This window comes from Limobrevibacterium gyesilva (assembly GCF_025989185.1).
In the GTDB taxonomy this organism is placed as follows: Bacteria; Pseudomonadota; Alphaproteobacteria; order Acetobacterales; family Acetobacteraceae; genus Limobrevibacterium; species Limobrevibacterium gyesilva.
Genome location: NZ_JAPDNT010000009.1, coordinates 126110 through 144299, shown reverse-complemented (window position 1 = coordinate 144299; position 18190 = coordinate 126110). Strand labels below are relative to the sequence as shown.

Annotated in this window: 19 protein-coding genes and 1 pseudogene; 5 read left to right on the top strand and 15 right to left on the bottom strand. The window is 68.9% G+C overall.

Features of this window, described 5'->3' with window-relative positions:
* From OL599_RS13480 to OL599_RS13470, 3 genes and pseudogenes are all read right to left on the bottom strand, one after another.
* Positions 1-333 (bottom strand): annotated as a pseudogene (locus OL599_RS13480) (hypothetical protein); the annotation flags it as partial.
* Between the two features lie 51 nt (positions 334-384).
* Complete coding sequence (locus tag OL599_RS13475; protein WP_264714303.1) at positions 385-1698, bottom strand: glycosyltransferase; 1314 nt, start codon at positions 1696-1698, stop codon at positions 385-387.
* On the bottom strand, positions 1695-2330 hold the full coding sequence (locus OL599_RS13470; protein WP_264714302.1) for a TetR/AcrR family transcriptional regulator: 636 nt from the start codon (positions 2328-2330) through the stop codon (positions 1695-1697). The genes OL599_RS13475 and OL599_RS13470 overlap by 4 nt, the downstream gene beginning before the upstream one ends.
* 200 nt (positions 2331-2530) lie before the next feature.
* Here OL599_RS13470 and OL599_RS13465 point away from each other — a divergent pair, with 200 nt between their 5' ends.
* Positions 2531-4243: a calcineurin-like phosphoesterase C-terminal domain-containing protein gene (locus OL599_RS13465; RefSeq protein WP_264714301.1), complete on the top strand. Its 1713-nt coding sequence runs from the start codon at positions 2531-2533 to the stop codon at positions 4241-4243.
* Between the two features lie 216 nt (positions 4244-4459).
* Here OL599_RS13465 and OL599_RS13460 read toward each other — a convergent pair whose 3' ends face one another.
* A complete protein-coding gene (locus OL599_RS13460; protein WP_264714300.1) occupies positions 4460-5179 on the bottom strand; it encodes an FkbM family methyltransferase in 720 nt (239 codons plus the stop codon).
* An 18-nt stretch (positions 5180-5197) separates the two neighbouring features.
* Here OL599_RS13460 and OL599_RS13455 point away from each other — a divergent pair, with 18 nt between their 5' ends.
* Both OL599_RS13455 and OL599_RS13450 read left to right on the top strand, forming a co-directional pair.
* Complete coding sequence (locus OL599_RS13455) at positions 5198-5680, top strand: hypothetical protein (RefSeq protein ID WP_264714299.1); 483 nt, start codon at positions 5198-5200, stop codon at positions 5678-5680.
* A gap of 53 nt (positions 5681-5733) precedes the next feature.
* Entirely contained in the window at positions 5734-6480 is a 747-nt protein-coding gene (locus OL599_RS13450) for a tyrosine-protein phosphatase (protein ID WP_264714298.1), read from the top strand.
* 230 nt (positions 6481-6710) lie between these two features.
* Here the strand turns inward: OL599_RS13450 and OL599_RS13445 are convergent, their stop codons facing one another.
* Both OL599_RS13445 and OL599_RS13440 read right to left on the bottom strand, forming a co-directional pair.
* Entirely contained in the window at positions 6711-7391 is a 681-nt protein-coding gene (locus OL599_RS13445) for a haloacid dehalogenase type II (protein ID WP_264714297.1), read from the bottom strand.
* A gap of 16 nt (positions 7392-7407) precedes the next feature.
* Positions 7408-8121 carry a DUF1223 domain-containing protein gene (locus OL599_RS13440; RefSeq protein ID WP_264714296.1) on the bottom strand — a complete coding sequence of 238 codons (714 nt, stop codon included), beginning with the start codon at positions 8119-8121 and terminating at the stop codon, positions 7408-7410.
* Between the two features lie 13 nt (positions 8122-8134).
* On the opposite strand from OL599_RS13440, the gene OL599_RS13435 reads away from it, so the two are divergent.
* Both OL599_RS13435 and OL599_RS13430 read left to right on the top strand, forming a co-directional pair.
* Positions 8135-8356, top strand: a complete 222-nt coding sequence (locus tag OL599_RS13435; protein ID WP_264714295.1) for a hypothetical protein — start codon at positions 8135-8137, stop codon at positions 8354-8356.
* Positions 8353-9861, top strand: a complete 1509-nt coding sequence (locus OL599_RS13430; RefSeq protein ID WP_264714294.1) for an ABC transporter substrate-binding protein — start codon at positions 8353-8355, stop codon at positions 9859-9861. The genes OL599_RS13435 and OL599_RS13430 overlap by 4 nt, the downstream gene beginning before the upstream one ends.
* On the opposite strand, the gene OL599_RS13425 is transcribed toward OL599_RS13430, so the two are convergent.
* The 9 genes from OL599_RS13425 to OL599_RS13385 form a co-directional block, all read right to left on the bottom strand.
* On the bottom strand, positions 9830-10765 hold the full coding sequence (locus OL599_RS13425; protein ID WP_264714292.1) for a Gfo/Idh/MocA family protein: 936 nt from the start codon (positions 10763-10765) through the stop codon (positions 9830-9832). The genes OL599_RS13430 and OL599_RS13425 overlap by 32 nt on opposite strands.
* Before the next feature lie 3 nt (positions 10766-10768).
* Positions 10769-11359, bottom strand: a complete 591-nt coding sequence (locus OL599_RS13420) for a DUF3501 family protein (RefSeq protein ID WP_264714291.1) — start codon at positions 11357-11359, stop codon at positions 10769-10771.
* 14 nt (positions 11360-11373) lie between these two features.
* Entirely contained in the window at positions 11374-12717 is a 1344-nt protein-coding gene (locus tag OL599_RS13415) for a heterodisulfide reductase-related iron-sulfur binding cluster (protein ID WP_264714290.1), read from the bottom strand.
* Between the two features lie 59 nt (positions 12718-12776).
* Entirely contained in the window at positions 12777-13196 is a 420-nt protein-coding gene (locus OL599_RS13410) for a rubrerythrin family protein (protein WP_264714289.1), read from the bottom strand.
* 160 nt (positions 13197-13356) lie between these two features.
* Positions 13357-14370, bottom strand: coding sequence for a succinylglutamate desuccinylase/aspartoacylase family protein (locus OL599_RS13405; protein ID WP_264714288.1), 1014 nt, complete (start codon positions 14368-14370; stop codon positions 13357-13359).
* Between the two features lie 14 nt (positions 14371-14384).
* Positions 14385-15365, bottom strand: coding sequence for an ABC transporter ATP-binding protein (locus OL599_RS13400; protein WP_264714287.1), 981 nt, complete (start codon positions 15363-15365; stop codon positions 14385-14387).
* Positions 15362-16333 carry an ABC transporter ATP-binding protein gene (locus OL599_RS13395; protein WP_264714286.1) on the bottom strand — a complete coding sequence of 324 codons (972 nt, stop codon included), beginning with the start codon at positions 16331-16333 and terminating at the stop codon, positions 15362-15364. The genes OL599_RS13400 and OL599_RS13395 overlap by 4 nt, the downstream gene beginning before the upstream one ends.
* The gene (locus OL599_RS13390) at positions 16330-17241 is read right to left on the bottom strand and encodes an ABC transporter permease (RefSeq protein ID WP_264714285.1); all 912 of its coding nucleotides are present in this window, start codon (positions 17239-17241) and stop codon (positions 16330-16332) included. The genes OL599_RS13395 and OL599_RS13390 overlap by 4 nt, the downstream gene beginning before the upstream one ends.
* Entirely contained in the window at positions 17228-18178 is a 951-nt protein-coding gene (locus tag OL599_RS13385) for an ABC transporter permease (RefSeq protein ID WP_264714284.1), read from the bottom strand. Before OL599_RS13385 ends, OL599_RS13390 begins: the two co-directional genes overlap by 14 nt.
* Positions 18179-18190: the final 12 nt, after the last annotated feature.

Below are 18190 nucleotides of genomic sequence, written 5' to 3'. Positions count from 1 at the left end.
GGTGGCGCCGATGGTGGCCGCGCACAGGGCGGCGATCGCGAGCGTTCGGGCCCGCCAGCGGGCTTGCGCGGCCAGGAGCGCGGCCAGGCCGCCATAGACCAGGGCGGCCGCGGCGGTGTGGCCGCTGGGGCTGCGCAGGTCCGGCAGCACCGGCGGCGCGCCGAACGCAAAGACCGCGAGCTTGAGCGCGCCGACCGCCGCGAAGGTTGCGGCGATCGCGGCGCACCACGCCAGCGCGCCGCGCCCCCAGCCTGCCAGCCAAAGCGACAGGGCGATGGCGACAGCGAGAGGCAGGACCACGGCCTGGTCCGCGAAATCGGTGACGAACAGCATCGGCCGTGATCCTGCCACGGAAGGCGCGGGCGACGAAGCGGCCGCCCGGCATCAGCAGGCGTGGGCGAGCGGGCCAGGCCGGACGGCGGGCGCGGCGGCTTCCTCGATTTCCTCGACAAGGCTCGCGGTGCGCCCAGGGGCGGCGATGGCGCCCGACAGGCGGGAAGCGGCGGCGTGGAAGGACGGTTCGTGCAGCAGACGGAGCAGCGCCGCGCGGATCTGCTCCGGGGCAGCGTCGCGGGGCAGTTCCAGCCCGGCGCCGTGGCTGACGACGCGGGCGGCGTTGTCGTGCTGATCGCGGCCCATCGGCAGGACGAGCAGCGGCACGCCATGCGACAGCGCGCGGATCACCGTGCCATGGCCGCCATGGGTGACGACGACACGGGCGCGACGCATCACCTCGTCATGCGGGGCCGCGGGGACGATGACGACATTGGGCGGGGTGGGCAGCGGCGCGTCGCCGAGACCGGGGCCGGTGGTGACGAGGCCGCGCACCGGCAGGTCGCCGAGGGCCGTGGCGATGGCTTCGATGGTGGCACCCTGGTTCTGGAACGTGGTGCTGAAGGCGACCAGGACGAGCGGATCGGGGTGCAGATCCGGCCATGGCGACTCCCAGTCCCCGGCCCAGGCAGGCTGGCCCAGCAAAGGGCCGACATAGCGCACGGGCGGGGGCAGCCAGGCGGCCTGGAAGTCGAAATCCGGGCTGGTCGCCAGCAGCACGCGCCGCGCGATTGCGGCCTGGTCGCCGACGAAGTGCAGCGGGCCGAGGCCGAGGGCCATGCGGGCGGCGTTCACCGACGGCAGGCCGCCGTTCAGCATATCCGCGAAGCCGGCCTGGATGCGGGCGTGTTCCTCCTGCTCGGCCGGGGTGCGGGCCGGAAGCAGGCCGAGGCCCATCGGCGGCATGCCGGGCAGCGGGTACACGCTGATATTGGGGCATAGCAGCACCAGCGGCGTGCCGGACGCCTCGGCGGCGGTCATGACGCCGAACAGCAGCTCGTTGCCGACGATGAGGTCGGCAGGGCGGCGGGCGAGTTCGTCCAGCACGTCCTGCGCCTGCGCCAGGGCGGGGCCGCACATGATGGTGTCGCGCAGCCGTTCGAAGCCTTCGAGGCCCGATCCGGCCTCCCAGTCGCGCAGCGTGTCGGAGGCGCTGCTGCGGTCGGTGCGGTTGGGGGCGCGGCGCCAGGGGGTGAAGGCGGCGCCAGTCTCCATGGCCTCGGGGCCGATGACGGAGTCGGCGATCAGGCGCACGCGGTGGCCGCGGGCGACCATCTGGCGGATGGCGGAAAGGATGGGAGGCACGTTGCCGCCCCCCTCCCAGGTTGCGAAGAGGATGTCGCGCGGAGGGCAGGCGGCGGTCATGTATCTCCTCCTGTCTTCGGGGTGTTCGCTTCGGGTCGTGGCGGGCAGGCCAGCAGCTTGCGGGCCATGTCGGTCATCAAGGCGGCGGTTGCGGCGGCGGAATGTCCGAAGTCGCGGCGCAGCAGCTTCCAGACCTGGACGTCGGTGGCGGCGTAGAGCTGGTCGCAGAGGCGGGCCCGGTCCGCTTCCGGCCAGCCGGCGAGGCCGTCGGCGAAGGTATCGGCGACCCAGGCGCGGTGACTGGCACGGCCGCTGTCCAGCATCTCCTTCAGGATGCCGGAGCCGGGCTCCTGCGCCTGCATGCGCACCACGATGTCGCCTACCAGGTCGTAATCGGCGACCAGGGCGGCCATGCGGCGGTCGATCTGCGCACCCGCAGGCACGGCCCGGCGGGCGTTGATCTCGTCGGTGAGGCGTTCGGCCAGGGCCCGCAGCAGGCCGTCCTTGCCGCCGAAATGGCGGATCACGGTCTGGCGGGTGGTGCCGGCGCCGACGGCGACCTCGTCGAGGGTGATCTCGTCCAGCATGCGGTCGCGCAGGAGGGCGAAGAACACGTCTATGCTGCGGTGGCGGATGTCCGCGGTAGCGGCGGCGCGGGCGACCTGTCGGTAGCGGCGGGGCGCGGCGGGCATTTCTTGTTACTTAGAGTTATTCGAATAACTACGCGTAACGTGGAATTTCCCGTGGAGTCAAGCCTGCGCTGGCGGGGCAGCATCTGAGTCTCGCATGGCTCCATCGCAATTCTTGCAAGCCGTCCCCATGCGCCCGGTCGGGCGCAACCGCATCGTCCGAAATTCCGGCTAGACTCTCCTCGACAGTGCGGGAGGCGCGCATGGCCAACGACATCCTCCACTCCCACGGCATCACCCGCCGCGACGTCATGGCCGGCGCGGCCGCATCCGGCGTGGTGCTGGCCGCCGGTGCGGCGCAGGCACAGGGGCGCGCGGTGCGGCCGGCGCAAGGGATGGTGTTCGAGGACGCCGATGGCAGCCGGCGCCGCAACGCCGCGAGCCGGGGGGTACCGGGGGTGATGGTGTCCAACGGCCGCGACGTGGTGAAGACCGATGCCGACGGACGCTGGGCCTTGCCGGTGGCCGACGGCGATTCGCTGTTCGTGATCAAGCCCTCGGGCTGGATGACGCCCGTGGATGCGGCCGGCCTGCCGCGCTTCGCTTATGTGCACGCCCCGGTCGGCACGCCGGCGGCGCTGGATCTGCGCTTTCCCGGCCTGGCGCCGACAGGGCCGCTGCCGGAGAGCATCGACTTCCCGCTGCGCCGCCAGGACGAGGCGACGCGGTTCGACGCCGTCCTGTTCGCCGATCCGCAGCCGGAGAGCCTGGTGGAGCTGGGCTACGTTCGCGACGACGTGGTGGCACAGCTGGGCGCCCTTCCCGCCTCAGGCGTGACGCCGGCCTTCGGCATCACCGTCGGCGACCTGATGTTCGACGACCTGTCGTTGTACGAGCGCCATAACCGCATCGTCGGCACCATCGGGCTGCCCTGGTACAACTGCCCGGGCAATCACGACATGAACCTGGAGGCACCGGACAACCGGCATTCGCGTGAGACGTTCAAGCGCGTGTTCGGGACGCGCTACCATGCCTTCCAGTACGGCGGGGCCACCGTGTTCGTGCTGGACAATGTGGAGTATCTCGGCGCCGATGCGGCCAAGCCCGGCAAATCCGGCGCGTATCGCGGCTTGTTCGGCCCGCGGCAGCTGGCCTTCGTGCGCAACGTGCTGGCGCAGGTGCCCACCGACAGCCTGGTGGTGTTCACCTTCCACATTCCGTTGCGCACGCTGTCGGGCACCGATCCGATCTTTGCCGCCGTCGATGCCCAGGCATTCCTGGAAGCGATCTCGACGCATCCGCACAGCGTGAGCTTCAGCGGCCACACGCACACCAACGAGCACTGGTATTTCGGCGCCAGCGACGGTTTCGCCGGCGGCACACATCACCATCACGTGCTGGCGGCGGTGAGCGGAAGCTGGTGGAGCGGACCGGCCGACGCGCGGGGCATTCCCGCGGCTCTGGAAATCGATGGCAGCCCGAACGGGTTTCATATCCTGTCGGTCGATGGCACGCGCTGCGCCACCACGCTGGTGCCGGCGCACGAGCCACAGCGCGGCCAGATGCGCATCGTGCTGGACAGCCAGTTCCACGGCGGCGCGCGCGAGGTGATGCGCGACTCCCAGCCGGGCGCGCTGCTGGGCAGCCCGATCGCGCGGGAGGCGGTGGCCTCGACGCGGGTGGTGGTGAATGTGTTCGATGGCGGGCCGCGCACGCAGGTGGAAATGGCCGTGGGGCAAGGCGGGGCGTATGTGCCGATGCGCCGGACCGAGCGGACGGATCCGTTCGTCGAGGCCATGTATGCCCGCAACGCCGGGACCATGAAGCCCTGGGCCAAGCCGGGATTGTCGAGCCATGTCTGGCAGGCCCCCCTGCCCGCCGGCTTGCCCTCGGGGGCGCATCGGATCGCCGTGCGCGCGACCGACGAATACGGGCGCACCCACCAGGGATGGATGGTGCTGGAGGTGACGGCATAAGCGGCAGCCCGGGCCGGTTGCCTGGGCCCGGGTTGTCCTGTCTGCTGCGGTACGACGGGCACGGGGGGTGGATCAGGAGGGGCCGCGTCCGCCGGACCGGGCGGCACAGGCGGCGCGGGTGCCCCTCCCGTTGCGGTCTTCTTCGAGCAATGACCAACAACAACGCGGACGGCCGTCAGGAATCTCCCTGGTCGCCGTTCGGCGCTCGGTGTGGGATCAGGCGATCCGACGCAATCCTGAACGCACAGCCGCTACATGCGCGGTTCCGCGCTCGGCAGCGATGCGGTCCATCAGCCGCCGATGCGCGAACAGTGCATCCACACCCAGCGCGCCGATCAGCTCATATCCCCGCGGCTCCAGCAGCGCTCTGGGCTCTGTCCACTTGCCGGCGTTGTCCTCGATGGTGAACAAATCGATCGTGACCTTGGAGAAATCGATGGATCGGAGCACATCCATCTCCGCACCTTCGACATCAAGGCTGAAATAATCGATATGCGTCACGCCCGCCTCAGTCAGCACGTCGCTGACCGGACGCACCGCCACCCAACCGACGCGAAATGTCGGCTTGTCTGGCTTGCTGGCGTAATGCCGCTCAAGGTATTCGATATCGCCGTGCGGCATATAGCGCATCAAGCTCGACCGGTCCCCGGCTTCGAGATACATCAGATCTATCGGTTGGGTACCAAGCGCGCACCGGAAGCATTGCGAATTTGGCCGGCGTTCCACGATCTTGGCGAACAACTGCGGCTGCATCTCGACCAGCACGCCGCGCCAATCCAAGGCTTTCTCGAAGAACCAGGTGTTTGAGATGGTGTAGGCGTCGTGTGCGCCGGCCTCGAAGAACGTTCCGCCGCGATGGGGCATCAAATTCTCATGAATGAAGCGGTCTTGGCGCCACTGCGAGCGATATTCGACGGGCGGCTGCTGGTTTGGCATGTGCGGCCTTCGAGATAAGTGCTGCAGCAGAATGGCCCGACGCGTAGGATGACTGCAAGTCGGACGGGCCCGCAAATCGTCGCCCCTACCGGTGCCGGCTTCGTCCGCTCCGCCCCGGAATACACGATCACGTTCGGCCCCATCGAGCGCACGACCGAACTGCCCACCATCGTCCGCACCGCGCGGCTCCCCGAGATCGCACGCACTGTCCACCTGCACAGAGAGGCGTCCATGGCAACGAAATGGGTTTTTGAACTGTGGACGCCGCAAGGTGTCACGGCGCAGATCTACCGCAATTTCGGTTTCACCCTGCCATTGGCCGGCGACTCCATCGCCTCGATCGTGAGTATCAGCGCCGTTGGCGCGGTGACCGGAGCGGCGGACGATCTGGTGTTTGCGGAGCAGGCAATCGGCCCGAACGACGCGGGACGAGCGGGACAGATCGTTTCAGCGAAAGTCAGCGGCGGGTCGTACAACACGGGCAATCAGCCAGAGCGGTGATGGCAGGAAATAACGATGGGCCGGTTCCTCCGCGATCAGGCGGGGAGCGCCCGATGCTCGACGCGGACCTGCCGCGCGCGCTGCCGCTGCAGGGGGCGTCCAATGTGCGCGACCTCGGGGGATGGCCGGCCGCCGGCGGGCGGCGGGTGCGGTTCGGGCGCGTGTTCCGGGCGGCGGCGCTGTCCGGACTGACGCAAGCCGATGCCGCGGTGCTGGCGGCCACAGGGCTGGGCACGGTGTGCGACCTGCGCGGGGAGAAGGAGCGGCAGAAGGCGCCGTCACGCCTGCCTGGCGTGACCACGCATGCGCTGTCGATCGAGCCTTCGCTGGGGGCGTCGTTGCGCGACATCGCGGCGCGGCGCACCGCCACCGGCGCGGACGTGATGATGCTGATGCGGCGCGCCTACACGGCCTATGCGCTGGAATGGGCGCATCGCTACCAGGCGATGTTCGCCCTGCTGCTGGCCGAGGACGCGCCGCCGCTGTTGTTCCATTGCTCGGCCGGAAAGGACCGCACCGGGTTCGGGGCGGCGCTGCTGCTGACCGCGCTGGGCGTGGAGGCGGATGCGGTGCGCGAGGATTATCTGGCGACCAATCGCCTGTGGCGCGGCGACGCCGAGCTGGCGGCGGCGCTGCCGCCGGCCGTGGCGGACGTGCTGCTGCGCGTGCATCCGGAATTGCTGGACGCGGCGTTCGGCGCGATCAGGGAGTCGCACGGCACGCTGGAGGCGTATCTGGAGCAGCGCATCGGCGTGGATGCCGGGCGGCGCGCGGCGTTGCAGGCGCGCCTGCTGGAGTAGCGACAGGCCGGCGGCGCGGGCCTTCGCCTTCATATGCTCCGGGGTCGGCGTGTGGCGCCTGCCGGCTCATACCAGCGGCCATGAAGAATGACCGCTGGTACGAGTCGTTATTTTGCGCGCCGCCGCCCACCAAGCCCGCGACAGGCACGCGCTTGCGTGCCGCAAGCGGATCGGCGCGCGATACCAACGGCCCTTGACGATGGAAGGGTCATCGTCAAGGGCCGTTGGTATCAGACCAGGAGCGGCAGCGCCTGGTCGAGCGTGCGCAGTTCGGCGTCCGGCCGGCCCGGCAGGTTCTCGGGCGGATGGGCGTCGCGGTTGCACCAGACGACGCGCAAGCCGAAGGCGGAGGCGGCCCAGGCATCCCAGGCGTTCGCGGAGAAGAAGCAGATTTCGCCAGCGCTGACGCCGAGGCTGTCGACGGCGAGCTGGTAGACGCGGGGATGGGTCTTGAAGACGCGCACCTCGTCGACGGAGAGCACGGCGTGCAGGTTGCCATCGATGCCCGGCTGGGCGACCAGCGGCGCCAGCATCGCCGGCGAGCCGTTGGACAGGATGGCGGTGCGGTAGCCGGCCGCGACGAGGCGTCGCAATACGCCAGGCACTTCGGGGAATGGCGACAGCGTCAGATAGAGGTCCAGCAGCCGGGTCCGCAGCGCGGGGTCGTCGATGCCCAGGGCATGCATGGCGTAGTCGAGCGCGTCGGCGGTGATCTGGTCGAACGGGACGTAGCGGTCCTGCAGGCTGCGCAGCCAGGAATATTGCAGCTGCTTGTCGCGCCACAGCGCCGTCAACGGCCCGGCCTTGTCGCCGAGCGTGTCGCGGCAGCGCGCCGCGGCGGAGGCGAAGTCGAACAAGGTGCCGTAGGCGTCGAAGACGCAGGCGCGGATGCCCGTGAGGCGGCCGGTCATGCGGTTGCTCCGGGACTCAGCTCTGGCGCTTTGCGGGGGCGTCCGGGACGCGGGCGGCGGCGAGGATGCGGCCGTCCGGCGCCTGGACGATGACGGCGGCGTGCTCGCCCGCGGGGGCGGCGTGGCGCAGGCCAAGCTCGGCGCCCTGCCAGTCGGCCACCGGTTCAAGCGCGCGGACGATGTTGGATTCCAGCAACGTGGCGCCGGCGTTCTCGCCGCGCCCGACCTTGGTGACGTGCTGGCCATCGTAGCCGATCAGCAGAACCTTGCCGGCGCCGGCGCCGCTGCCGACGGTGATGGCGATCTCGTCGCCGTCGCGGGTGACGCCGAGCGGCAGGGCGGTGGCGGTGGCGGCCGCCTTGTCGAGGGCGGCGATGACGCCGTCGCGGTCGGAGCCCACGATGTCGCGCGTGCCGTCGACGATGGCCTGCGGGGTGTAGATGGTGCCGAGCCCGGAGACGCCGGTGTAGCCGCGCTGGCGGGTGGTGGCGGCGTCGAGCGAATACGGGTCGCGCCAGCCCAGGTTGTTCCAGTAGGTGACGTGGAAGGCGAGCGGCAGCACGTCCGGGCGGGTGCGGGCGAGCTCGGTCAGCAATTGATCGGCCGGCGGGCAGGACGAGCAGCCTTGCGAGGTGAACAGCTCGATGACAACGGGGCGGACGCCGTCCGCGGCATGGACCGGCAGGGTGGCGACGGCGAGCAGCACGAGTGAGAGCCCGATCTTGCGCATGCGATCCCCCGATATGACCATCCAGGAAGGACTCGACGGCGGCAGCGGCGTTACGGAGCGGCTTTGCGGGTGGAAGCCGCGTCGTTACCATAGCATGATCGACGGCCGCGCACATGCGGATGGAGGCGGCATCTTCGGCTCGCGCGACCGTTTCATGCAGCGGGATCGCGAGGGCTTCGTCATCCTGACATCAGCCTGGCGTGCAAAATCAAGAGCGGAGGAAGAAACGTCATGAGATTGCTGAAGGCGGCCATGCTTGGGCTGAGCGTGTTGACGGCGGCGGGCGCGGCGCAGGCCGCGGGCACGCTGCGCATCGGGCTGCAGGATGACCCGGACCGGCTGGACCCCGCGCTCGGGGGAACGTTCGCGGGGCGCATCGTGTTCGCGAGCCTGTGCGACAAGCTGGTGGACCTGACGGCGAAGCTGGACTTCGCGCCGCAACTGGCGACGGCATGGTCCTGGTCGGCGGACGGGCGGGCGTTGACCATGACGTTGCGCCAGGGCGTGACGTTCCATGACGGCGAGCCGATGACGGCAGAGGCCGTGCGCGACAACCTGGAACGCTATCGCAGCGCGCCGGAGAGCGTGCGCAAGGCGGAGCTGAAGGCGGTCTCGGCGATCGAGGTGGTGGATGCGCAGACGGTGCGGCTGGTGCTGTCGCAGCCCTTTGCGCCGCTGATCGCGGTGTTGTCGGACCGCGCGGGCATGATGGTGTCACCGAAGGCGGTGGCGCGGCTGGGCAAGGATTTCTTCACCGCGCCGGTGTGCTCGGGGCCGTTCAGGTTCACCGAGCGGGTGGCGCAGGACCGGATCGTGCTCGACCGGTTTCCGGGCTACTGGAATGCGGGGGCAATCCATCTCGACCGAGTGGTGTTCCGGCCGATCGCCGATACGACGGTGCGGCTGGTGAACCTGCAGGCCGGGCAGCTGGATATGCTGGAGGAGCTGGCGCCGTCCGATGCCGGGAAGGTGAAGGCGGATGCGAAGCTGCGGCTGGCGGCGGTGACGGGGCTGGGTTACGCGGCGATCAACTTCAATGTCGGCCATGGGCCGCGCGCGGATACGCCGATCGGGCGCGACCCGCGCATTCGTGCCGCGCTGGAAGCGGCGATCGACCGCGATGTGATCAACAAGGTGGTGATGGACGGGCTGTTCGTGCCCGACAACCAGACGGAGCTGCCGGACAGCCGGTATTTCAACCCGAAGGTTCCGGTGCCGCCGCGTGACCTGGCGCGCGCGAAGGCGTTGCTGAAGGAGGCAGGAGTCGAGCATCCCAGCTTCGAGTTCAAGGTGGCGAACACCCCGCGCGACGTGCAGGTGGTGGAGGTGATCCAGGCCATGGCGGCCGAGGCCGGGTTCGACATCAAGGTGTCGGCGGGCGAAGTGAACGCGAATATCGAGGCGATGAACCGCGGCGACTACCAGGCGCACCTGAATACCTGGAGCGGGCGGTCCGATCCCGATTTCAACATCTCGATCTTCATCGCCTGCGACGGGTTCCAGAACTGGGGCAAGTACTGCAATCCGAAGCTGCAGGAGGTGCTGGAGCGTGGCCGCGCCGTGACCGACCCGGCGCAGCGGCAGGCGCTGTATCATCAGGCGGTGGAGATCTACGCGCAGGACCGGGCGATCCTTTACCTGTACCACCCGACCTGGCTGTTCGCGCATAGCGCGGCGCTGCAGGGGTTCGTGACGGTGCCCGACGGGATCATCCGGCCGCAGGGGTTGCGGCTGGAGTGATCCAGGCCCGCTCGGCGGCAGCCAGCGCCGCAACCGCGTCCGCGGCGCTGGCGCCCTGGGCGGGACCGCCGCCGACCCAGGCGGCGAAACCTTCGGCCTGACGGCGCAGGGCGTCATGGAAGACGGCGTCGGCGTCGGGGGGCCACAGGAAGCGGCATTCGGCGGCGTCCTGCGTGCCGAAGACTTCGACGCGGCAGATGTCGCCGGCCGGGAAGCGGCGGCCGAGCGACACCAGGGCCGTGCTGCCGCCGGACAGGTCGCACAGCGCCTGGGCGCTCTCGGCGTCGCCCGGGACCGGCGGATCGGCCGAAACGGTGGCGGCGGATGCATGCAGGCGGGTGATCTCCTGGCCGGTCAGCCAGCGGATCTGGTCGAATTCATGCACGCCCATGTCGATGAAGATGCCGCCGCTGCCGGTGCGGAATGCGGGCGGCGGGGGACTCGCGTCCCACTGGTGGCAGGCGACGTGGTAGAGGGCGCCGAGTTCGCCGGCCATGATCCGGGCGCGCAGGCGTTGCAGGGAAGGAACGAAGCGGCGCCAATAGGCGACCTGCAGGGGAATGGCGCGCGCGGCGGCGAGATCGGCGGCGTGCTGGGCCTGGGCCGCAGTGAGGCCGCAAGGTTTTTCGCACAGGATGGGCAGGCCGGCCTCGGCAAGGCGGGCGACGGCGGACAGATGCAGCGTGCTCGGCACCGCGACCAGCGCGCCGTCGAGGCCGCCGGCGCGGAGCATGGCGTCGACGTGCGGATGCACGACGAGTCCCGGGGCATCGAGCGCCGCACGGGTTTCGGCTGAAGGTTCCGCCACCGCGACGACACGCACGGCGTCGCTGGACGCGAGGGCGCGCAGATGGGTGCGCCCCATCCGGCCGGCGCCAACGAGGCCGAGGCGGAAGACCGTCATCGGTCAGTCGAAATCGGTGGCGAGTTCCGCGCGGACGTCCTCGGGCATGGCGGCCATGTGGCCGTATTGCGGATGCGACAGGCCGAGGATGACCGGGGTGCCCGGCGTGCGGAAGGCGGCGATCTGTTCCGGGGTGAAGTGGAAATGCACGAACTGCACGGACGACGCCTTGCCTTCGGCGGTGGTGCGGTCCTGGTCCTGCTCGGGGTCCCCTTTCACGTCGTGGGCGCCGAAGCGCAGGAAGGCCGTCTCCTCGACGCCGCCGAGGCGGCCGAGGATGCGCTTGCGGCGATCGGGGTCGTCGATCTCGATCATGAAGGTCGCTGACAGGTCGCGGCCTTGCGGCACCAGCGGGTTGTAGGCGGCGAGCTCGTCGGGGACCTGGCCTGCGCCGCCGCGTTCGATGAACAGCATTTCGTGGATCTGGTGCCACATGGTGCGCCAGCTCTCGAAATAGAAGGTGACGTGCGGGCCCACTTCGATGCGGCGGCGGCGCTTGATGGCGGTCATGGTGCGCCGCCATTCGGCCCGCGTGCGGGCGTATTCGTCGATCGGCAGGATGTCCGATGTGTCGATCAGGTGCTTGTTCGCCATGCGGGTTTCCATGATCAGGCGCCGATGCCGTAGGCGCGGGCGAGGAGCTGGATCGGGTGGGTCACGCGCTCGGGCTTCGCGGCGTCGCCGCCGAGCTTGTCGATCCCTTGCATGATGTGCACGCCGGCCAGCGGGCATTCGGAGGTGACGAAGGATTTGCCGCTGTCGCGGGCCTGGCGGGCGACGGGGCGGCCGACCTTGAGGGCGGTGGGGAAATTCGCGGTCTTGAAGCCCCAGGCGCCGCCATGACCGGAACAGCGCTCGATCACCTGCACGTCGGCTTCGGGCAGCAGGCGCAGCATTTCCGCGGCTTTCTGGCCCATGTTCTGCGCCCGCGCGTGGCAGGCCATATGCACGGCCATGCCGCCGCCGACAGGCTGCAGGCCCGGGGCGAGGCCTTCCTTGCGGGCGATGTCGACGACGTATTCGCTGATGTCGTAGGTGGCGGCGGACAGGCGTTTCACATCGGCATCATCGGGCAGAATCAGCGGCCATTCGGATTTCAACATCAGCGCGCAGGACGGCACCAGGGCGATGACGTCGTAGCCCTTGTCGATCCAGCCGCGCAGCTCACCGGCGACGATGCGGGCGTTGTCCGCCACCTTGTCGATACGGCCCTGTTCCAGCAACGGCATGCCGCAACAGGCGGGGTAGACGACCTCGGTCTGCACGCCGTTGCGCGCCAGCACGGCCTGGGTGGCCACGCCCAGGTCCGGATCGTTGTAGTTCACGTAGCAGGTGGCATAGAGCACGGCCTTGCGGCCGTAGGCGGGGGCATCCTCGTTCACGGATGGAGGCCCGGCTTTCGCGCGGGCGGTGAAACTCCTGGTCGTGTAGTCCGGCAATTCGGCTTCGGGATGCAGGCCCGCGAACTTGTCGAGCAGCTTGCGGGTGCGGGTGTTGGCGCGGTCGGTCGCCCAGTTGGCGATCGGCGCGGCCAGGGATGCAAGCTTGCCGTTGCGGTCGGTCTGCGCGAGTTCGCGGTCGGCGCGCGGCAAGGCTCCCTGTTTCGCTTCCACCGCGCGATAACGCAGCATGAGATGCGGAAAGTCGACGTTGAAGGCGTGTGGCGGCACGTAGGGACATTTCGTCATGTAGCACATGTCGCAGAGCGTGCAGGCGTCGACGACCGGTGCGAAGTCCTTGCTTTCGACAGTGTCGAGCTCGCCGGATTTCGAGGCGTCGATGAGGTCGAACAGGCGCGGGAAGGAATCGCAGAGATTGAAGCAGCGCCGGCAGCCATGGCAGATGTCGAAGACCCGGCGCAGCTCGGCGTCGAGCTTCGCTTCGTCATAAAAATCGGGGTCCTGCCAGGCCAAGGGATGGCGTGTGGGCGCCTCGAGGCTGCCTTCTCTCATGTTCGTCCCTGCGCTGCTCGAAAAATGGAAAGGGGGCAGAGCCCCCCTTCCCGGCCGCGTTATTTCAGATCGTCGAAGGCACGCTGGAAGCGCCCGGCATGCGAACGTTCTGCTTTCGCTAGCGTTTCGAACCAGTCGGCGATCTCGTCGAAGCCTTCCTCGCGGGCCGAACGGGCCATGCCCGGATACATGTCGGTGTATTCGTGCGTCTCACCGGCGATGGCGGCTTTCAGGTTGTCGCCGGTCTTGCCGATCGGCAGGCCGGTGGCGGGGTCGCCGACGGCTTCGAGGAATTCCAGATGGCCGTGCGCATGGCCTGTCTCGCCTTCCGCCGTGGACCGGAACACGGCCGCAACATCGTTGAAGCCTTCGACGTCGGCCTTCTGGGCGAAATACAGATACCTGCGATTGGCCTGGGATTCGCCGGCGAAGGCGTATTTCAGGTTCTCTTCGGTCTTGCTTCCCTTGAGCGCAGCCATGGACACTCCCCTTCGGCTCGGTTGACGACCCGGATCGGCGGAGCCGCCGGGACTGAGCTACATTAGGGGTGGAGGCGCGCCTTTTCCAGCGCGTGCCCGCCTGCCATTTTGCCGAAATGACGGCCCTTGATGCTGAAACGATCATCAAGGGCCGCTTGCATCAGTCGCTGCCGAGGTGGAAGAGGCAGTCGCCGCGCACGGTGCGGCCGGGGACGCGTTTGCACATCACCAGGCCCGCGTGCTGGAACGAAACGACGGCCGGCGGCGCCCAGGGGGTTTCCGGCGTGAAGATGCGGGCGGCGGGTTGGCCGGCCTGGACCGTGTCGCCCAGTTCCACAAGCGGCTCGAACACACCGGTTTCCGACGCGTAGACGAAATGGTCCGGGCCGGAGACGTTGACGAAGCGGGTGGGCGCTTCGCCCGCGATGCGTTCGGATGGCGGCAGGATGCCGGCATGGACCAGCAGGTTGCGCAGGCCGCGCTCGGCGATCTTGAGGCCGGCCGGCGTGAGCGTGCCGCTGCCGCCCAGCTCGGTGCCCAGGGCCGGGATGCCGAGGCGCTCGGCGCCGCCGGAGAGGGTGTGGTCCTCACCGGTGCCGCTGCCGCCGACGGTGATGTAGGCCAGCGGCGAGGCGAAGGCTTCAAGCATGGCCTTCATCTTGTCGAACCGCTTGGGGTTGGCCGGGCGCTTCATCAGCGCACAGGGGACGTACATCAGCGATGAGCCGCCGGAATGCAGATCGCAGACCAGGTCGGCCATCGGCAGCAGCGTGCTCTCGATGAAATAGGCGATCTGCTGGGTGACGGTGCCGTCGGGATCGCCGGGGAAGCTGCGGTTGAGGTTGCCGTCGTCGATGGGCGAGGTCCGGCGGCCGGCCATGCCCGCGGGGAAGTTGGCCATCGGCAGCAGGATGACGCGGCCGGTGATCTGCGCGGGGTCCAGCGTGCGAGCGAGATTGCACAGGGCGATCTGGCCTTCGTACTCGTCGCCATGATTGCCGGAAACGAACAGCGCGGTGGGGCCGGCGCCGTTGCGGATCACCACGACGGGAATGGGAATGAAGCCATAGGCGGACGAATGGACGGAGTGGAACAGCCGGATGAATCCGGTCTGCTTGCCGTCCTTCTCGAAATCGACATCGGGGACCAGGCGGCTGCGGCGGGGGTCGAGCATGGTGGGGCCTCTTCTCAGACGGGATTGACCAGATGGCATGCGACGTGATGCGCGGGTGCGGGTTCGGTCAGGGCCGGCTCCTGCACGCGGCAGATCGGCATGACATGCGGGCAGCGTGTGTGGAAGCGGCAGCCGGACGGGGGATTGAGGGCGCTGGGAATGTCGCCGGCGATGCGCACGCGCCGGCCGCGGGCGCGGTCCTGCGGGCGGAGCACCGGCACGGCGGCGATCAGCGCCTGGGTGTAGGGATGCTGCGGGGCGCTGTAGATGGCATGCTTTTCCGCGACCTCCACGACCTTGCCGAGATACATCACGGCGACACGATCGGAGATGTGCTTCACCACGCTGAGGTCGTGGGCGATGAACAGGAAGGTGAGCCCGAGTTCCTTCTGCAGGTCCTGCAGCAGGTTGACGATCTGGGCCTGGACGGACACGTCGAGTGCCGAGACCGGCTCGTCGCACACCACGAATTTCGGATTCAGCACGAGCGCGCGGGCGATGCCGACACGCTGGCGCTGGCCGCCGGAGAATTCGTGCGGGAAGCGCTGCGCCGCGCGGGCCGGCAGGCCGACCAGGCGCAGCGCTTCCGCGACCTTCGCCCGCGTGGCCGCGTCTGCGCGCGCGCCGTGGATCAGCAGCGGCTCCATGATGATGTCTTCCACGGACATGCGCGGATTGAGCGCGCCGTACGGGTCCTGGAAGATGATCTGCATGGCGCGGCGGTGCTGGCGCATCGCCTTGGTGCTGAGGCCGGTGATCTCGTGGCCGTCGAAATCGATGCGGCCGCCGGTGGGCTCGATCAGCCGGATCAGCAGCCGGCCCAGCGTGGACTTGCCGCAGCCGGACTCGCCGACCAGGCCGAGCGTTTCGCCGGACCGGATCTGCAGGTCCACGCCGTCGACGGCGCGCAGGGCGGTGGTGTGGCGGCGCAGGAAGCTGCCGCCGCGCACGGCGAAGTGCTTGGTGAGGCCGGTGGCGGAAACGAGCGCGGTCACGCGAGGATGTCCGTGCGTATGCACGCCGAGGCGTGGCTGGCATCGACCGCCACCAGCGGCGGGATGGCGGCGCTGCAGGCATCGATGCGGTGGCCGCAGCGCGGGGCGAAGCGGCAGCCGGCCGGGCGGCGGGCGGGCTCGGGCAATGAGCCGGGGATGGCGACGAGGCGGTTGCGGTCCTGCTCCAGCGTCGGCACGCAATCGAGCAGGCCGCGCGTGTAGGGATGCAGCGGCCGGTCGAACAGGCGGGCCACCGGGGCCTGTTCGACGATGCGGCCGGCATACATGACCAGCACGCGGTCGGCGGTCTCGGCGATGACGCCCATGTTGTGGGTGATGATCATGATGGCCATGCCAAGCTCGTCGCGCAGGTCCATCAGCAGGTCGAGTACCTGCGCCTGGATGGTGACGTCGAGCGCGGTGGTGGGTTCGTCGGCGATGAGCAGACGCGGGCGGCAGGCGAGCGCCATGGCGATCATGACGCGCTGGCGCTGGCCACCGGACATCTGGTGGGGATAGTCGCCGAGCCGGCGGACCGCCGAGGGGATGCCGACGCGGTCGAGCATCTCGATGGCGCGCAGGCGCTGGTCGCGCACGGAGATGGCTTCGTGGGCGCGCACCGTCTCCATGATCTGCTCGCCGATGGTCAGCACCGGGTTGAGCGAGGTCATCGGCTCCTGGAACACCATGGAGATGCCGGCGCCGCGGATGCGTTCGAGGCGCGTTTCGGACATGCCCGTGAGCAGTTCGCCGGCGAAGTGCACCGAGCCGCGCACCACGCGCGCCGGCGGCTGGGGCAGCAGGCCCATGATGGTGAGCGCCGTGACGCTCTTGCCGCTGCCGGATTCCCCGACGATGCCGAGGATCTCGCCTTCATCGAGGTCGAAGCTGATGTCTTCGACAGCGGTGACCTCCCCGCGTTCGGTCTTGAACGCGGTGGTGAGGTCGCGGACTTCCAGCAGGCTCATTGCTGGATCCGCAGGCGGGGATCGAGCACGTCGCGCAGGCCGTCACCCAGCAGGTTGAGGCCCATGACGGTGATCATCAACGCGATTCCGGGAATGGTGATGATCCAGGAGGCTTCGGACATGTATTGGCGGCCCTCGGCCATGATGTTGCCCCAAGTGGGCGTGGGCGGGACGGCCCCGAGGCCGAGGAAGCTGAGCGTCGCCTCCGACAGCACCGCGTAGGCGAACAGGAAAGAGAGCTGCACGATCAGCGGGGCCATGGCGTTGGGCAGGATGTGGCGGCGCAGGATGCGCCAGTGGCCGGCGCCGGCGGCGACCGCCGCCTGCACGTATTCCATCTCGCGCAGCACGATCACCGAGGAGCGCACGATGCGGGCGGTGCGCGGGATGTAGACCACCGCCAGTGCGAGGATGACATTGAACGTGGACGGGCCGAGCACGGCGGTGACGCCGATCGCGAGCAGGATGGCGGGGAAGGCCATCAGCGCGTCGTTCACGCGCATGAGCCCGTTGTCGAGACTGCGGAAATAGCCCGCGAGCGCGCCGATGAGGGTGCCGAAGATGGCGTTCAGCAGAACCACGGAGAAACCGATCACCACCGAGAGCTGCGCGCCCCAGATGACGCGCGACCACAGGCTGCGGCCGAAATTGTCGGTGCCGAAGATGAAGGTTCCGTCGGGTGGGCGGAACTTGTAGCGCATGGCGAGCTTGGTGGGATCCACCGGAGCGATGATCGGCGCGAGTATCGCGGCGGCGAGGATGATGCCGAACAGCCCGATGCCGGTGAGGAACAGCTGGTGGCGGAACAGGCGCCGCAGCGTCATCCAGGCCGGATGCTGCCGATGGATCGGCACATCCTGGATATCGGCCTCGGCATCCGGGCGGGACGGGGCATCAGGGAGATTCATAGCGCACCCGCGGATCGAGCAGAGCATAGCAGGCATCGACGGCGATGTTGATCATCACCAGGAAGGCGGTGGTGAGCAGCAGGCCGCCCTGCACCATCGGGTAGTCGCGGTTCAGCACCGCCTGGGTCAGCAACTGGCCCATCCCGGGGATCGAGAACAGGGTCTCCGTCACCACGGAGCCGGAGATCAGCAGGCTCACGATGATGCCGACGACGGTGGTGATGGGGATCAGCGCATTGGCGAGCGCGTGCTTCATCACGACGACGCGGCGCGGCAGGCCCTTGGCGCGTGCCGTGCGGATGTAATCCTGGCGCAGCACTTCCAGCATCGTCGAGCGGGTGATGCGCGCGAGCAGGCCGACCTGCAGCAGGGCGAGCGAGATCGCCGGCATGGTGGACGTGCGCAGCCAGCCCACCGGGTCGTCCGTGAAGGCGATGTAGCCGCCGGTGGGCAGCCAGCCCAGGCGCACCGCGAACAGGATGATCATGAGCAGGCCGAGGAAGAAATTCGGCACCGAGATGCCGAGCATCGCGAACATCATGGCGAGCTGGTCGATCACCGTGTTCTGCCGCAATGCCGCGAACACGCCGCTGCAGAGCCCGAAGACAACGGTGATGACCAACGCGTACGCGGACAGCGCCAGCGTGACCGGCAGGCGCTGCAGGGTGGCGCCAACCACATCCTGGCCGAGCAGGATGGAGCGGCCGAGGTCGCCATGCGCCAGGGCCGTGTACCATTTCAGCATCTGCAGGAAGAACGGCTCGTCCAGCCCGAGATCGGCGCGGATCTGGGCGAGCTGCGCGGGGGTGGCGCTGAGCCCGCCGATGACCGAGGACGGGTCACCGGGAATCAGCCTCATCATCCCGAAGGTGATGAGGCTGACGATCAGCAGCACAGGCACGGCGCCGGCGAGGCGCCGCAGGATGACTCCAGCCAAGCTCTATCGCTC

Excerpts from the sequence above, each read along its gene's own strand:
- OL599_RS13460 (WP_264714300.1), bottom strand. The coding sequence starts at position 5,179 with ATGCCAAACCAGCAGCCGCCCGTCGAATATCGCTCGCAGTGGCGCCAA.
- OL599_RS13435 (WP_264714295.1), top strand. The coding sequence starts at position 8,135 with ATGACCATCCAGGAAGGACTCGACGGCGGCAGCGGCGTTACGGAGCGG.
- OL599_RS13440 (WP_264714296.1), bottom strand. The coding sequence starts at position 8,121 with ATGCGCAAGATCGGGCTCTCACTCGTGCTGCTCGCCGTCGCCACCCTG.
- OL599_RS13425 (WP_264714292.1), bottom strand. The coding sequence starts at position 10,765 with ATGACGGTCTTCCGCCTCGGCCTCGTTGGCGCCGGCCGGATGGGGCGC.
- OL599_RS13395 (WP_264714286.1), bottom strand. The coding sequence starts at position 16,333 with ATGAGCCTGCTGGAAGTCCGCGACCTCACCACCGCGTTCAAGACCGAA.
- OL599_RS13390 (WP_264714285.1), bottom strand. The coding sequence starts at position 17,241 with ATGAATCTCCCTGATGCCCCGTCCCGCCCGGATGCCGAGGCCGATATC.
- OL599_RS13430 (WP_264714294.1), top strand. The coding sequence starts at position 8,353 with ATGAGATTGCTGAAGGCGGCCATGCTTGGGCTGAGCGTGTTGACGGCG.
- OL599_RS13475 (WP_264714303.1), bottom strand. The coding sequence starts at position 1,698 with ATGACCGCCGCCTGCCCTCCGCGCGACATCCTCTTCGCAACCTGGGAG.
- OL599_RS13470 (WP_264714302.1), bottom strand. The coding sequence starts at position 2,330 with ATGCCCGCCGCGCCCCGCCGCTACCGACAGGTCGCCCGCGCCGCCGCT.
- OL599_RS13420 (WP_264714291.1), bottom strand. The coding sequence starts at position 11,359 with ATGGCGAACAAGCACCTGATCGACACATCGGACATCCTGCCGATCGAC.
- OL599_RS13445 (WP_264714297.1), bottom strand. The coding sequence starts at position 7,391 with ATGACCGGCCGCCTCACGGGCATCCGCGCCTGCGTCTTCGACGCCTAC.
- OL599_RS13415 (WP_264714290.1), bottom strand. The coding sequence starts at position 12,717 with ATGAGAGAAGGCAGCCTCGAGGCGCCCACACGCCATCCCTTGGCCTGG.
- OL599_RS13405 (WP_264714288.1), bottom strand. The coding sequence starts at position 14,370 with ATGCTCGACCCCCGCCGCAGCCGCCTGGTCCCCGATGTCGATTTCGAG.
- OL599_RS13465 (WP_264714301.1), top strand. The coding sequence starts at position 2,531 with ATGGCCAACGACATCCTCCACTCCCACGGCATCACCCGCCGCGACGTC.
- OL599_RS13410 (WP_264714289.1), bottom strand. The coding sequence starts at position 13,196 with ATGGCTGCGCTCAAGGGAAGCAAGACCGAAGAGAACCTGAAATACGCC.
- OL599_RS13450 (WP_264714298.1), top strand. The coding sequence starts at position 5,734 with ATGCTCGACGCGGACCTGCCGCGCGCGCTGCCGCTGCAGGGGGCGTCC.